Origin of the sequence: Ligaoa zhengdingensis (assembly GCF_014384885.1) — a bacterium.
GTDB classification, from domain to species: Bacteria; Bacillota; Clostridia; order Oscillospirales; family Ruminococcaceae; genus Ligaoa; species Ligaoa zhengdingensis.
The window spans coordinates 1-13,782 of sequence record NZ_JACRST010000016.1 but is presented as its reverse complement, the minus strand read 5'-3'; the positions used below and the strand labels follow the sequence as shown (position 1 = coordinate 13,782).

Below are 13,782 nucleotides of genomic sequence, written 5' to 3'. Positions count from 1 at the left end.
GCGGTGTGGAACAGGAGGGCAGACAATGCGGGGGGAGCTCGAGAAAGCAATCCAAGAATTTGAGGACGATGCATATCACCGCAATATGCGCCCGAAGATCAGCGAAGAGGCTAAAGCGATTGCGCTGGCGTCTATGAAAGAAAAGCTGGAACGGGCGACGGGGCCCGAATGCAAATGGTGCGAAATATTTAGAAAAAACAAGGGATGGTCTGCGTATGTCGGAGACGGGCGATATGAACACATCAAATATAAGTTTTGCCCAGTTTGTGGGAGAATGATAGATTGAGAAAAATGGGCGGTCACCAATAAACAATGTGCCGGGTATATACCCGGCACATTGTTTGCTGTTACATTCTGTTTGTCTGAATTTTTGTCATGAGGGCTTCCTGCAAAACCTGGGAAAAGTTGATATTGCGTTCCAGCGCCGCAGCATTGAGCCATGCAGGCAATGTCACAGTGCGATTAACAGACCGGTTAACTTTCGCCATGCGGATAGAGGGCATATATACATCGACCAGCACAGCCCGTTCGTTTTTGGCGGTTGTTATATCAGACAGCGGCGTAGGTGTGGGGATTTCCTCGTTATCCTCCTCCATGCCGTAGAGGGCACAGCCCAGCAGTTCTCTTGCAGATAACAGCGCATCGTTGTCATCTACGCCGCTGGTAGCAACATCCAAGTCAGGAAAGACAACGGCGATTTCCTGACCAGCATCATAGGTGAATACAGCGGGATAAATATAGCGTTCGGTTTTCTTCATAAACAAAGCCTCCTGTTAAAATTAAGGGGAGGGAGTCGGGGCTTACCTGAATTTAAGCCCCGACTGTCGTTCGATACTGTCAAGTGTTTTGCGGGGGATATCCTTGTCTGGATGTTTTACCGTTGTCCGCCCTTTTTTGGTTGGGTGCTTGAACTGGTGGTGACTTCCGGTCACGTCCACTTCATACCATCCATCCGCTTTTAGTATCGCGATAACTTCCCTTGATGAATAGCTTTTCATGTACTTTCCTCCCGACGATATCATAATAACACATATAAAAGTATTTGTCAACAGAAAAACAAATATTTTTACATGTGCAAACATGAGAATATAGAAACAACAATACCCCAGGTTCAAGCCCGGGGCATTGTTGTTGAGGTTTTAACTTTTGTATCACAGTTGTGGTATAATAAATATGAGAAAAATCGATCGGTTGAAAAGTTATGGAACATATGATATACTAGAGGTATAAAGATGGCCGATGGAGCGGAAAGATACAGCAAGATGCTGGATGAAATTCTACAGATTGTAAAATCCGGCGACACGGCGGAAGTGAAAAGGGAACACGGCCAAATTGTGGTCGTGCGGATCAAACGAAAAGTGAAAAGTAAGACGCCTATAATTGGGTAGGCGGATACAGCCAACAGGGGCTATGAGCAGAGATGCTTGTGGCCCCTGTTTGTTTTTTTGCAGGAGAGAGCGGGATGTATGATCTAATCCGGGAGTACCAAGAGGAGATAACGGCGCTGGAAGGTAGGCGGCGAGAAATCCACAAACGCAAAAATTGGTATAGGATCAGCGCGCTGGTGCGCCGGGATATGCTATTGCATCTTGAGCAACAAGAGCTCTTGCAGACGATCCGCGATATGATGGACAACATGAGCGGACGAATTCAGTTTTGAGGAGGTGATAGCGTGGCGCGAGAAAGCACAGAGAAGCATCCGGGCGGCAGACCGACAAAATATCAGGCGGACTATTGCGAAAAAATCGTCGATTATTTTCGGGTGGAACCGCAGCGGGTGGAATATAAACGCACCTATTATGCAGATGGGGGCGTCAAGAGCGAGGAGCCGGTCACAGTTGGGATACAGTTTCCGACCTTCCAAGGATTCGCGGATTCCATCGGGGTGGATATGTCCACATTGACAGAATGGCGCGGAAAATACGCAAGGTTTTCCGCAGCATATTCACACGCGAAAGAATTACAGGAAAAAATATGGCTCGTCAATGGTATGGGTGGACAGTATAACGCGCAATTCGCGCAGTTTTTCGGGAAGAACTGCCTCGGATATAAGGACAAGCAGGAGACCGAACACAGCGGCGGGATCACTGTGGAATTTGTGGACGAGGCGGACGCATGGGCGGAATAACGATCAAGATACCCAAGCCATACCCCAAGCAGATCGAATTTTACAAGGCAAAAACCAGATATATCGCATACGGCGGGGCGCGCGGCGGCGGGAAAAGCCATGCGGCGAGAACCAAGACGGTGCTGCTTGCGCTGCGGTATCCGGGCTTACAGATATTGCTTCTGCGACGGACGCTGCCGGAGTTGCGGGAAAATCACACCATTCCACTGCTCAGGATGCTGAGCGGGGTGGCGAGATATAAGGAGCAGAGCAAAGAGTTTGTCTTTGAAAACGGAAGCCGTATCGTGTTGGGCTACTGCGCGGCGGAACGGGACGTGCTGCAATACCAGGGGCAGGCATACGACGTGATTTTTATGGAGGAGGCCACGCAGTTCACCGAGTTCCAGTTTCAGGCGCTCACGGAATGCAACCGGTCGAGCGGGCTGTGCAGGGAGGCGTTTTCACCGCGGATGTACTTTACCTGCAACCCGGGCGGCGTGGGGCACGAATGGGTGAAACGGCTGTTCATCACCCGAGACTACCGGCGGTCTGAGCGAGCAGAGGACTACACCTTCATTCCGGCGAAGGTATACGACAACGATTTTCTGATGAAAAACTCCCCCGACTATGTGCGGACGCTGGAAAATCTGCCGGAAAAGCGCCGCAAGGCGATGCTGGACGGAGATTGGGATATCTTCGACGGGCAGTATTTCAGCGAGTTTAACCGGGATATCCACGTGATGGAGCCGTTTCCAATCCCGGCGGACTGGCGGCGGTATTTCGCTATGGACTACGGTTTGGACATGCTGGCGGGCTACTGGATCGCGGTGGATCACCAGGGTCGGGCATATGTGTATCGGGAGCTATACGAGGGCAGGGACAACGAGCGGGGCAAAAACGGGGCCGGTCATATCATCCGGGACGCGGCGGCGCGCATCCGGGAGCTGACGCCCCAGGGCGAGAAAATCTACCAGTATATCGCCCCGCCCGACCTGTGGAACCGCCGGCAGGACAGCGGCAAGAGCGCGGCGGAACTTTTTGCGGAGCACGGGGTGAATCTGGTCAAGGCGGACAACGACAGGGTGCAGGGGTGGCTTAACCTGCACGAGTGGCTGGCGCCGGACACGGACGAGCGGGGGAACCCATGCGCAGGGCTGAGGATATTTGCGAATTGCGTCAATCTCATCCGCACACTGCCCGCGCTGCAATTTGACGACAAGGACCCCAACGACTGCGCAGACGAGCCGCACGAGATCACCCACGCGCCGGATGCGATCCGCTACTTTGTGGCGGGCCGCCCAGCGCCGGGCAGAAGGCCGAAACCGGAGAAGCATTACAACTTTTCGTGGGAAAAGCCGAAAAAGAACGCGACAGGGAGAGGGGACAAGGTGAAAGTGGTATGACGACGGAACTGGTTATGGCGATATTGCTGGTGGCGACCCCGGTCATGGTGCTGTTGGCCTACCGGCAGGGGACGATAGACGGACGGCGGACGGCGCGGGACGAACCGGGGGCGTCTGTTGTAAGGAGGCCGAAAAGGCGCGTGAGGTCAAACAAGGTGAATCGGCCCGGAGGGCCGAGAGAGGGCCCCCTGGGGGGCGCGGAGCTACAACGCTGGACGCAGATTGAGAGCAACATCCAGGCGTATAACGGTACGAGCCAGGGCCAAAAGAAGGTGAAATGATATGGATTGGCAAAACGAAGCCTGCACAGAAATTTGGAAGCTATACCAGAAAGGCGTGGACTACTTCAACCGGCAAAATCTGTACAGCAAAACAGAAGAGGCGTACCGGTTTTTCCTGGGGGATCAGTGGCACGGGTTGGAGAGCGGCGGCGAGCGGATGCCTGTTATGAACGTGATCCAGCCGACGGTGGAATACAAGGTTGCAACGGTGGCGCAGAACAACATGTCCATCCACTACAGCAGCATGAGACCGGGCAGCGGCGAGGAGGAACGGGAGGTCTGCGAACTGCTGGACGCCAACGCGGCGCGCCAGTGGGAACTGCGCAAGATGGACCGAATGTGCTGGGATGTGGTCAAAGACGCCTGCATCTCCGGCGACGCGTATGTGTTTTTCTACGACGGAGAGGGCAACGCCCAGCTCATCGGCAACACCGACGTGTACCTGTCGGACGAGCAGTGCCCGGATCTACAGAAACAGAAATATATCATCCTTGCAGAGCGGAGATTTGTGTCTGAGCTGCGGGAGGAGGCGAAGAAAAACGGGCTGACAGAGGATGAAATCGACCTGATCCAGCCGGACGAGCCGGAACACCGGACCAGCGACGAAGAGCGCCGCGAGGTGGGAGAGGACGAGAAGTGCACCAGCCTGCTCTATATGGAGAAGAAGGACGGCGTGGTGCATATTTGCAGGGCAACCCGGAATGTGATCTATCAAAAGGACACCGCGGTGCAGTCGGAGGACGCGGAGGGGAATATCGCGGGCAAATTGACACAATACCCGATCGCAAGCCTTGTGTGGAAGCGCGGAAGAAACAGCGCCCGCGGCATGGGCGAGGTCAAGGAGCTGATCCCCAACCAGATCGAGGTCAACCGCCTGCTGGCGCGCCGCCTCATCAACGCCAAGATCACCGCCTTTGCGCGGCTGGTGTACAACGGGCAGATGGTGGAGAACATCGACCAGCTCGACGAGGTGGGCGCGGCAATCGAAGTGCAGGGCGGCGTCTCCAATGTGCGCGACATGGTGACCTACCTCAACCCCGCGCCGATGTCGGGCGACGCCAAGGAGTTGACCGATGAGCTGATTACACAGACGCGGGAACTGGCCGGGGCGGGCGATGCGGCGACCGGCCAGGTGGACCCGACACAGGCGAGCGGCGCGGCGATTGTGGCGGTGCAGGAGCAGGCGGCGCTTCCGCTCAACGAGCAGGTGGCGGCGTTCCGGCAGTTTGTGGAGGACGTTGCGAGCGTGTGGTTCGCCATTTGGGCCGCGTACAACCCCAACGGCCTGGAGGTGGAGATCGAGCGGGACGGGATGAAGCAGGTGGAAGTGATTCCAGCTGAAGTTTTGCAGCAGATGCGGGTGTTTATCCGCATCGACGTCTCCCCAAACAACCCCTACAGCAAGTTTGCGCAGGAACAGGCGATCCAAGCCCTGTTCGATTCCGGGGCGATCACCTTTGAGGAATATGTCGAGGCGCTGGACGACAACGCCAGTGCACCGAAGGCAAAGCTACAGGAGATCATAGAAAAAAGGCAGCAGGCCCAGGAGGATCAGTTGCAGCAGGCGATTGGGATTATTCAGCAGCAGCAACAGACTATCCAGACCATGCAGCAGGCAATGGGAGGAGGTGCGGGAAATGCTGTGCCCGTTTTGCCGCAATGAGATGCAGATCAACCGGGTGGATCAGGAGGACAACCCGGAATACGGGTGCTGGAACCGGCAGTGCCCGAATTATCAACCGCCGGAAGCAGAACAAATAGAAGAAAAGGAGCAGTGAAGCGATGGAAGAGTTAAATCCTGATAGCATTCTCAGCACAGAGGATGACGCGGGACAGGAGCCGGTCGTGGCGGCTCAGGAACCCGCCGCAGAGGATGGCGCAACCGCCGGGGAACAGACGACGGAACCCGGCCCGCAGGCACCCGCCAAGCCTGCGCAGACGGCGGAGGAAAACGCCAGGTTCGCACAGTTTCGCCGGGAGGCCCAGGCGGCGCGCCGGGAAGCGGAACAGGCCAGGGCGGCAGCCCAGCGCGCCCAGAATGTCCTGAACCGGTACGGGTACCAGGGCGACAACCTGGACGAAGTTCTCGACACGCTGGAGGCGGCCCAGAGGAACATCAGCGTGTCTGAGCTCAGACAGGAGCGGGCAGCGGAGGAAGAGCGGTTCCGGCAGGCGATGCAAAACGCGCCGGAGGTCGTACAGATGAGGCAGCAGCTCGCGGAGTACCAGCGGCGCGAGGACCAGCGGATTTTAGACGATGACCTGGGGGAGATCAAGCGGCTGAATCCGGGGGAGACGGCAAAAAGCGTGTTGGATTTGGGGCCGCAGTTCCTCGCCCTACGCGCGGCCGGGGTGGATACGCAGACCGCTTACAACGCAGTTAGCCAGACGCGGCAGCAGAACACCAAGCCTGCGCCGCCCGAGATTGGCGCGGTGAACACCAGCACCCCGAAGGAAAAGGACTACTATTCCCCCGAGGAGGTGGACCGGTTGTCCGAAAAGGACTTGGAGAATCCGCGCGTGATGGAAGCGGTGCAGCGGTCAATGACAAAATGGAGATAAGGAGTGATTTGAGGTATGGCATATTCAAATTTTAAACCCACAGTGTGGAGCAAGCACATTCAGTTGGAGCTGCCCAAGTTCACCGTATTCAAACAGGATTGCGACTACAAGTTTGAGGGTGAGGCAAAACAGGGCAAGCGTGTGAAGATTCTCGGCGTGAGCCGCCCGACCATCAAGAAATATGTGCCGGAGACGGACATCGACGCGCCGGAGACCCCGCCCGACACCAGCGTGTTCCTGGATATCGACCAGTACGACTATTTCAACTACGGGATCGACGACATCGACAAAGCGCAGGCGACGCCTGGCCTCATGCCCGCGCTGTCTGAGGAGACCACGCGCGGCCTGGCGGAAGCGGAGGACACCTTCCTCGCCAAGGTGTTGGCCCTGGGAGCCGGCTTCACCAGCAATTCCACCAGCATCACCACGGCGGACGCGGCCAAAAAGGCGATTGACAAGCTGTTTGTCAAGCTGTGGGACAACGGGGTATCGACCAAGGACAAGGTGACGATCTATCTGACGCCCTGGTTCTACGACCTGTTTTCCGACCGCCTGGTGGAGCTCAAGACCGACAACGACGGCCTGATTGCAAAGGGCGTGCTCGGCCTGTACAAAAGCGCCCGTGTGAAGATGTCCAACAACATCTACAACGACGGCACCGACGATTACATCATCGTCAAGACCTCGAAGGCCGCCGCATACTGCAACGGCATCGACAAGTTGGAAGCGTATCGCCCGGAGAAGCGCTTTTCGGACGCGATCAAAGGACTGAACACCTACGGTGGCAAGGTGGTGCGGCCCAAGGAATTGGCCGTGCTCAAATGCCACAACAGCTAAGGAGGGGTAACCTATGGCAGCGACAGCAATTGTAAACACCGTTCTTTCCAGAAATACGCCCGCAGCGTACACCGCACCCGCGGCGCTGAATGCATCGGACGGCGCGCTCATCACCGCGGCGGCGGATGAAAAGATGCTGATTATCCTGGAGGCCACAGCGGCCGGCAGCGCGGTCATCAAGGCGGGCAACGGCCTGCAGGGCGTCAAGGATTTGACGGTGACCTTCTCGGCGGCCGGGACACAGTGCGTCAACCTGGAGAGCGGCGCGTTTGTCAACGTTTCCGGCGAAAATAGAGGGAAAATCCAAATCACCGGACCGGCTACCATCAAGGCGGCCTGTGTGGTTTTGCCGTGACGGAGACAACATCCAAAGGGCGGGGCATTGCTCCGCCCTTTTTTGAAAGGAGGAGAACGGTATGACATTGGGAGAAGCAAAGGATAAGGTCATCAAGCTGATGGACGAATACTCCTCGGGGGGAAACAAGACAATCGACAAGGATATCAACCTCAAGATGAACGCGTTTTTCGACGCTGCACAACGGAATATGGCGACCATCAAGCGCATCCAACGCCGGTATGTCGTGCCGATCCACCCTCCTGATAATGACGAGAAGTACATCGAGTACCCCGCGCCGGACGACTTTTATATGCCGCTGCGGCTGTGGGCTGACTATGAGACCATCGGCATTGGAAAATGGATCGGGAAATCGCTTGTTTTGCCGGCGGACGAAACCAGGCGCGTGGAGCTGGAATACTTCGCATATCCCGCGCCGATCACCGAAGAGACGCCGGACAGCTACGAGTTTGAGATCGACCCCGATGCACAGGAGTGTATGCCCTACTGGGTGGCGGCACAGCAGCTTGTTGTGGACCTGGTGGTGGATTATCGCTCGCTGCTGGCGCTTTACGACAGAATGGTGGCCACTCTTAATACAGCGATTCCCGGACCGATGGCGACGGTGAAGGCGAGGTGGTAGCATGGCGAAGATTTATACCACCGTGTATTCCAATTTCAAGGGCGTGGACATGGCGAGCGACCCGACCAAGATAGACAATTCGCGCTCTCCCTATGCGCCCAACCTGGTATCGGACAACGACAACTTCCCGGAGAAGCGGGTGGGATGGCGGCGGTTGCACCAGGTGGATTCACCGGTCAATGGGATTTTCTACGCCAAGCTGAAGGGCGAGAAGTATTATTTTGTTCACGGCGGCACGAAGCTCTACCGATGGAACCTGTCGGATGCGCCGCAGGAGATCGAGGGCGTTCAAATTCGCAACGGGAAGTCGAGCGGCTTTGTGTTCAATGATAAATTTTACCTTCTCACCGGGGCGGAATATCTGGTCTGCGAGGCGGTGGAGGGCGAAGCTGAGGGAGAATATCAGATCAATGTGAAGGACGCGACCGAGGACGCTTATGTGCCGACGGTGGTGATCGGGCGCGCACCGAGCGGAGGCGGGACGCCGCTTTACAGCGTGAACCTGCTGCAAAAGAAACGGACGAATTCGTTTTTGGCGGATGGAGAAGCGACGGTGTACCAGCTCACCAGTGACGACATCGAAAGCGTGGACAAGGTGATGGTGAATGGAGAGGAAGTAGAAAACAGCGATACAACGACGAAGTACACGGTGGACGCCCCGGCGGGCAAGGTGACGTTCACGACTGCGCCGGGAAAGCCGACTGTGACGGGCCAGGACAATGTGCAGATCACCTTTACCAAGACGACGAAGGGTTACCAGAACCGGATTCTGGGGTGCACCATCTGCACCCAGTACGGATACGGAAACACCGACCGCGTGATTGTTTCGGGAAACCCGGACTATCCGAACACCGACTGGATTTCAAACATCAACGACCCGACCTACTTCCCGGACATGAATTATTCCAACGTGGGCGTTTCGGGGACGGCGATTATGGGCTATGCGCGCGTGGGCGAATACCTGGCGATCATCAAGGAGGACAACGCGCAGGATTCCACCATCTTTTTCCGCAGCGCCTCCTACGACGGGACCACGATCACCTTTCCGCTCAAGCAGGGGATCGCGGGCATCGGGGCGATTGCTCCGGGGAGCTTCGCCACCATCGACGACGAGCCGCTGTTTTTGGCCCGCACCGGCGTGTATGCGATCACCTCCAATCTGATCAACGCGGAACGCACCGTGCAGAACCGCAGCTATTATGTCGATCCGGCATTGACCAAGGAGCCCAATTTGGCGGGGGCGATTGCGGTGAACTGGAACAACAAGTATTTGGTGTGCGTCAACAACAACTGCTATGTCCTCGACGGGAACCAGCCGAAATCGTATGTATCAAAGACGAACGGGGACTACATCTATGAATGTTACCACTGGAACAACATACCGGCTGTCTGTTTCTTTGAACACGATGGCGACCTGTACTTTGGCAAGGCGGACGGATGGATTTGCCGATTTAACAACGATTTGGCGATGAGTGAGCGCCCGATGGAGGCATACAGCGACAACTGGCACGCTGATGAAACAAAAGATAACAGCGAGGCGATCTACTGCCAATGGGCCACCAAGGCGGACGATGACGGGGATTTTATGACCCTCAAGACCATGCCGAAGAAGGGCAGCGGCATCCAGATCAAGCCCTATCAGCGCAGCAGCGTGGAGATTTTGGTGCGCACCGACCGGGACACGCTTGAGCAATCGATGACGAGCGCCTATATGGACATCTGGAACTGGAGCGATATCGATTTTGAACGCATCAGCTTCAACAGCAACGACGCGCCGCAGGTGGTTCCGATGAATTTTAAGGTGAAGAAGTACAAGACGCTGCAATTCATCGTCCGAAACAAGGCCAAAAACGAGGGCTTTGGCATTTTGGGCATCATCAAGCGGTATGTAAAGGGCAACTATGCAAAGGGGTGATCGATTGATTACAGATAAAAAGATAACGGCGGCCGACTACGCCGATAAAGACGTGGTCAGCGCGCCCGACAGGCTGACCGGAACCGCGCAGGAAAACAAATACGTATTTGACCGCGCGGTGAAGGAGGTCGTACAGCCAAAATACAACGCGCTGATCGACGAGCTGGACACTGAGTTGGGCAGCAGGATTGTGTCGGACGACATTCTGAAGATGCGCCTGGACGAAAACGGCGTGGTGGAGTATTCCGCAGACGGAACCAATTATGTCAAGATGATCGGCCGCCACGGAGCAAAAGGGGACGGGACGCCCGCAACTGGGGCGGAAATATTTAACGTTCCGGACAATGTGGCGAGCGGATCTTATTCTCATGCGGAGGGGATCAACACAAATGCATCCGGTCGTGCAAGCCATGCGGAGGGCAGTAACACCTTAGCTTCTGGCTACATATATGGGTTTTCTCATGCCGAGGGAAGCTTTACCAAGGCGACAGGAGATTACTCTCACGCAGAGGGTTATATGACTGATGCAACCGAAAAAGGGGCTCATGCGGAAGGCTTTGGGACGAGCGCAACGGGCGAATGGTCTCATGCGGAAGGGAAAATATCTTCTGCTTCAGGAGTTTGCTCACATGCAGAAGGAACATCAAGTGCTCGTGGAGATCATGCACACGCTGAGGGCACTAGCACGAGTGCATCTGGTAACGCGAGCCATTCCGGAGGAAACCACACTATAGCAAGCGCAGAGAATCAGTTTGCAATCGGAAAATTTAACGAAGAAGACACAAATGCAGCGGTAATCGTCGGTAACGGAGAATCAGAAGACGCGCGTTCCAATGCGATGACGCTGGACTGGAACGGAAACCTGAAACTCGCGGGAGACGTCACCTTTTCGGGAGACCGCTCGCTCACAGACGAGTTGAGCAATCTGACTGCGGAAGATGTGGGGGCGGCACCAGCTGTCCACACGCATACCGCAGACGATATTTCGGGTTTAGACCCTGTTGCAACGTCTGGTTATGTAAGTGTTGGACGAAGAGATGGAACGATTGTTGGAGCAGAATCAACAGCGGAAGGTAAAAATACAATAGCGAGTGGCAAAACTGCACATGCGGAGGGAGATTCTACAGAGGCCAGCGGGTCTTATTCTCATGCGGAAGGGAAATCCACAAAAGCCACCGGTTACGTTGTCCATGCAGAAGGATACGATTCAGAGGCTAGTGGGTCTTATTCTCATGCGGAGGGAAAATCCACAAAAGCCATCGATTATGCTGCTCATGCAGAAGGAAACTATTCAGAGGCAAGCGGAAACTGCTCTCATGCAGAGGGCACCGAAACAAAAGCAATCGGATACGCCGCTCATGCAGAAGGAAGTTGTACGGAGGCTAGAGGGGATTATTCCCATGCAAGGGGATATTATACGCTTACAAACTCAAATTGCCAATCTGCTATCGGTAAGTATAATGCAGAAGACATAACTGCAGCATTGATTCTTGGAAATGGCACGTCAACATCGAATCGTTCCAATGCAATGACAGTGGATTGGAACGGAAATCTGAATCTTGCAGGAGATATTACGTTCTCAGGAAATCGCTCGCTTACAGAAGAGTTAAACAATATTACCATTCCCATCGCAGGAGACGAGCTAGGTGGAGTCAAAAACGGCGGCAACGTAGTGGTGAACTCTGACGGCACCATGACCGCCCCGGACGCCGGCGCAAAGCTGAATCGCACCGACTTTACCGAAACTGACGCGAGGTGGTCGGCGCTGACCGACGGGAGATACACATTGACATTATCTCTTGAGGATCAAAACCCCATCTGTGTATTCCGCAAGGACGGGGATAAATACAAGCTGTCGGTCTGCGACATTGAATCGCTTAACGGAACAGTCAGCGCAATCTCATACGACAAGTTTGCGGGCTATCTGCTCACTGCAGAGGACGGCGAAGGCGGCGGATCATCCAGCGGCGGTGTGGTGCGGTCTATCAATGGGGTATTCCCCAATGGGGAAGGCGCGGTCACGCTTACTGCGAGCCAAGTAGGCGCGGCTACGAATAGCCATACGCATACATATACGCAAGTGGGCGCGGCTGCGGCGAGCCATACCCATTCCTATACGGCGATCACCGGCCTGGGCAGCGCGGCGACAAAGAATGTGGGAACCGGAGCGAGCAATGTGGCGGCGGGTAACCACAGCCACGCAGCGTCGGCCATTGGGATTTCTGCGATTTCCGGGATGCAGGCCACCACCGTACAGGAGGCGCTGGAAGAAAATTTTCAATCTGTCGCTAGTGGAAAGCAGCTCTTGGAAACCGCCATTAGCGACGGTGGCGGAACGGTTTCCAAGGAGGATGATGTGGCGACCTTCCAGGAGTTGGCGGACGGGGTCGATGACATCCTCACAAAAATAGTGGATCGATCATTTAAGACATTTACAATCCCTGATGGGACACAGGAAATCGGGACGGGTGCATTCTATAATTGCGTCAATCTCCATACGGTTGCGATACCGGCCAGCGTCACGTCTATTAAAAGTTCAGCATTTGCATATTGCGGTAGCCTTACGTTGAATGAACTGCCCGCTGATTTGACCAATATCGGAAACAATGCATTTCTATATTGTAGAAACCTTGCGCTGACTGCGTTACCTGCCAGTTTGACCAGTATTGGCTCCAATGCATTTGAGGGATGCGACAAACTTGCACTGACTGAATTACCCGCCGGATTGACCAGTATTAACTTAAGTGTATTTAAGTACTGCGCAGGCCTTGCGCTGACTGAGTTGCCGCCCGGTGTGACCAGCATCGGCACCAGTGCATTTGAAGGCTGTACGAGCCTCGCACTGACTGAGTTACCAGACAACTTAACTTTAATCGGCATTACCTCATTTAAGAATTGCACGAGCCTCGCGCTGACCGAACTGCCATCCGGCCTGACCGACATCAGCTTTAATGCATTTAATGGATGCACCGGCTTGACGAGACTGAGGCTGGGCAATGCGCTGAAATCGATAGCAACAAACGCATTTACCGACTGCACCAACCTGACCCAAATTACCTGCGACTTTGCGCAGGGGGCGGTATCGGGCGCGCCGTGGGGTGCGACCAATGCAAATATTACCTATCTGCGGTAACGAAATCCAATTCTAAAACATTAGAGAGGAGTGGTGAAGATTTGGACAAGATCACAGAAAAGACTACGCCAATCGCTGTGACAGACAAGGTAAACGAAATCATTGATGAAATATCGCTGAAGGGCGCAGTGTCCAGCGTGAACGGAAAAACGCCTGATTCGAGCGGAAATGTGACTATCACAGCCGAAGATACAGGGGCGCGGCCGGATAGCTGGACGCCCACAGCGGCGGAGGTAGGCGCGGCAACCTCGGGGCACACCCACAGCGCAGCCACCACCAGCGCAGGGGGGTTCATGTCTGCCGCAGACAAAACCAAGCTCAACGGCGTCGCCACAGGGGCCAACAACTATGTCCTGCCGGTTGCGGGGACCGCGCTCGGCGGCGTCAAAAACGGCGGAAACGTCACTGTCAATGCGGACGGCACCATGACCGCACCGGAGGGCGGCGGCAGCGGCGGAGCGGTGGAATCGGTGAACGGCAAGACCGGCGCGGTGACGCTGACCGCGGCCGACGTGAGTGCGTTGAGCAAAACAGCGCAAGCAGTGACCAACTGGGACACCGCTACCA

At 55.4% G+C, this 13,782-nt stretch carries 17 protein-coding genes; 15 read left to right on the top strand and 2 right to left on the bottom strand.

Features of this window, described 5'->3' with window-relative positions:
* Positions 1 to 25: 25 nt before the first annotated feature.
* The gene (locus tag H8711_RS09885; protein WP_249283309.1) at positions 26 to 286 is read left to right on the top strand and encodes a hypothetical protein; all 261 of its coding nucleotides are present in this window, start codon (positions 26 to 28) and stop codon (positions 284 to 286) included.
* Between the two features lie 61 nt (positions 287 to 347).
* On the opposite strand, the gene H8711_RS09880 is transcribed toward H8711_RS09885, so the two are convergent.
* Positions 348 to 758 (bottom strand): type II toxin-antitoxin system HicB family antitoxin, encoded by a 411-nt coding sequence (locus H8711_RS09880; protein WP_249283308.1) that lies wholly within the window; start codon positions 756 to 758, stop codon positions 348 to 350.
* Between the two features lie 42 nt (positions 759 to 800).
* Positions 801 to 998, bottom strand: a complete 198-nt coding sequence (locus H8711_RS09875) for a type II toxin-antitoxin system HicA family toxin (protein ID WP_249283307.1) — start codon at positions 996 to 998, stop codon at positions 801 to 803.
* Positions 999 to 1,232: 234 nt separating this feature from the next.
* Here H8711_RS09875 and H8711_RS09870 point away from each other — a divergent pair, with 234 nt between their 5' ends.
* The 14 genes from H8711_RS09870 to H8711_RS09805 all read left to right on the top strand — a co-directional run.
* Complete coding sequence (locus tag H8711_RS09870; protein WP_249283306.1) at positions 1,233 to 1,388, top strand: hypothetical protein; 156 nt, start codon at positions 1,233 to 1,235, stop codon at positions 1,386 to 1,388.
* Between the two features lie 74 nt (positions 1,389 to 1,462).
* Positions 1,463 to 1,660 carry a hypothetical protein gene (locus H8711_RS09865; RefSeq protein WP_249283305.1) on the top strand — a complete coding sequence of 66 codons (198 nt, stop codon included), beginning with the start codon at positions 1,463 to 1,465 and terminating at the stop codon, positions 1,658 to 1,660.
* A 12-nt stretch (positions 1,661 to 1,672) separates the two neighbouring features.
* Positions 1,673 to 2,128 carry a DNA-packaging protein gene (locus H8711_RS09860; RefSeq protein ID WP_249283304.1) on the top strand — a complete coding sequence of 152 codons (456 nt, stop codon included), beginning with the start codon at positions 1,673 to 1,675 and terminating at the stop codon, positions 2,126 to 2,128.
* Positions 2,116 to 3,510, top strand: a complete 1,395-nt coding sequence (locus tag H8711_RS09855; RefSeq protein WP_249283303.1) for a phage terminase large subunit — start codon at positions 2,116 to 2,118, stop codon at positions 3,508 to 3,510. The genes H8711_RS09860 and H8711_RS09855 overlap by 13 nt, the downstream gene beginning before the upstream one ends.
* Positions 3,507 to 3,791, top strand: a complete 285-nt coding sequence (locus H8711_RS09850) for a hypothetical protein (RefSeq protein WP_249283302.1) — start codon at positions 3,507 to 3,509, stop codon at positions 3,789 to 3,791. Before H8711_RS09855 ends, H8711_RS09850 begins: the two co-directional genes overlap by 4 nt.
* A 1-nt stretch (position 3,792) precedes the next feature.
* Positions 3,793 to 5,454, top strand: a complete 1,662-nt coding sequence (locus tag H8711_RS09845; protein ID WP_249283301.1) for a hypothetical protein — start codon at positions 3,793 to 3,795, stop codon at positions 5,452 to 5,454.
* Positions 5,429 to 5,569 (top strand): hypothetical protein, encoded by a 141-nt coding sequence (locus H8711_RS09840; RefSeq protein ID WP_249283300.1) that lies wholly within the window; start codon positions 5,429 to 5,431, stop codon positions 5,567 to 5,569. Before H8711_RS09845 ends, H8711_RS09840 begins: the two co-directional genes overlap by 26 nt.
* A gap of 4 nt (positions 5,570 to 5,573) precedes the next feature.
* On the top strand, positions 5,574 to 6,353 hold the full coding sequence (locus tag H8711_RS09835) for a hypothetical protein (RefSeq protein ID WP_249283299.1): 780 nt from the start codon (positions 5,574 to 5,576) through the stop codon (positions 6,351 to 6,353).
* A 15-nt stretch (positions 6,354 to 6,368) separates the two neighbouring features.
* A complete protein-coding gene (locus tag H8711_RS09830) occupies positions 6,369 to 7,190 on the top strand; it encodes a hypothetical protein (protein ID WP_249283298.1) in 822 nt (273 codons plus the stop codon).
* A gap of 13 nt (positions 7,191 to 7,203) precedes the next feature.
* Positions 7,204 to 7,545, top strand: a complete 342-nt coding sequence (locus H8711_RS09825; protein ID WP_249283297.1) for a hypothetical protein — start codon at positions 7,204 to 7,206, stop codon at positions 7,543 to 7,545.
* Between the two features lie 61 nt (positions 7,546 to 7,606).
* Positions 7,607 to 8,167, top strand: a complete 561-nt coding sequence (locus tag H8711_RS09820) for a hypothetical protein (protein WP_249283296.1) — start codon at positions 7,607 to 7,609, stop codon at positions 8,165 to 8,167.
* A 1-nt stretch (position 8,168) separates the two neighbouring features.
* The gene (locus tag H8711_RS09815) at positions 8,169 to 10,082 is read left to right on the top strand and encodes a hypothetical protein (protein WP_249283295.1); all 1,914 of its coding nucleotides are present in this window, start codon (positions 8,169 to 8,171) and stop codon (positions 10,080 to 10,082) included.
* A 4-nt stretch (positions 10,083 to 10,086) separates the two neighbouring features.
* Positions 10,087 to 13,215, top strand: a complete 3,129-nt coding sequence (locus tag H8711_RS09810) for a leucine-rich repeat protein (RefSeq protein WP_249283294.1) — start codon at positions 10,087 to 10,089, stop codon at positions 13,213 to 13,215.
* A gap of 41 nt (positions 13,216 to 13,256) precedes the next feature.
* Positions 13,257 to 13,782: hypothetical protein (locus H8711_RS09805; protein ID WP_346728203.1), on the top strand; the 526-nt coding region annotated here is incomplete at its 3' end.

What these genes read in the sequence shown, in the direction of transcription:
- H8711_RS09840 (WP_249283300.1), top strand. Translation starts at nt 5,429, where the DNA reads ATGCTGTGCCCGTTTTGCCGCAATGAGATGCAGATCAACCGGGTGGAT.
- H8711_RS09825 (WP_249283297.1), top strand. Translation starts at nt 7,204, where the DNA reads ATGGCAGCGACAGCAATTGTAAACACCGTTCTTTCCAGAAATACGCCC.
- H8711_RS09815 (WP_249283295.1), top strand. Translation starts at nt 8,169, where the DNA reads ATGGCGAAGATTTATACCACCGTGTATTCCAATTTCAAGGGCGTGGAC.
- H8711_RS09880 (WP_249283308.1), bottom strand. Translation starts at nt 758, where the DNA reads ATGAAGAAAACCGAACGCTATATTTATCCCGCTGTATTCACCTATGAT.
- H8711_RS09845 (WP_249283301.1), top strand. Translation starts at nt 3,793, where the DNA reads ATGGATTGGCAAAACGAAGCCTGCACAGAAATTTGGAAGCTATACCAG.
- H8711_RS09855 (WP_249283303.1), top strand. Translation starts at nt 2,116, where the DNA reads ATGGGCGGAATAACGATCAAGATACCCAAGCCATACCCCAAGCAGATC.
- H8711_RS09820 (WP_249283296.1), top strand. Translation starts at nt 7,607, where the DNA reads ATGACATTGGGAGAAGCAAAGGATAAGGTCATCAAGCTGATGGACGAA.
- H8711_RS09885 (WP_249283309.1), top strand. Translation starts at nt 26, where the DNA reads ATGCGGGGGGAGCTCGAGAAAGCAATCCAAGAATTTGAGGACGATGCA.
- H8711_RS09830 (WP_249283298.1), top strand. Translation starts at nt 6,369, where the DNA reads ATGGCATATTCAAATTTTAAACCCACAGTGTGGAGCAAGCACATTCAG.
- H8711_RS09835 (WP_249283299.1), top strand. Translation starts at nt 5,574, where the DNA reads ATGGAAGAGTTAAATCCTGATAGCATTCTCAGCACAGAGGATGACGCG.
- H8711_RS09870 (WP_249283306.1), top strand. Translation starts at nt 1,233, where the DNA reads ATGGCCGATGGAGCGGAAAGATACAGCAAGATGCTGGATGAAATTCTA.
- H8711_RS09865 (WP_249283305.1), top strand. Translation starts at nt 1,463, where the DNA reads ATGTATGATCTAATCCGGGAGTACCAAGAGGAGATAACGGCGCTGGAA.
- H8711_RS09850 (WP_249283302.1), top strand. Translation starts at nt 3,507, where the DNA reads ATGACGACGGAACTGGTTATGGCGATATTGCTGGTGGCGACCCCGGTC.
- H8711_RS09875 (WP_249283307.1), bottom strand. Translation starts at nt 998, where the DNA reads ATGAAAAGCTATTCATCAAGGGAAGTTATCGCGATACTAAAAGCGGAT.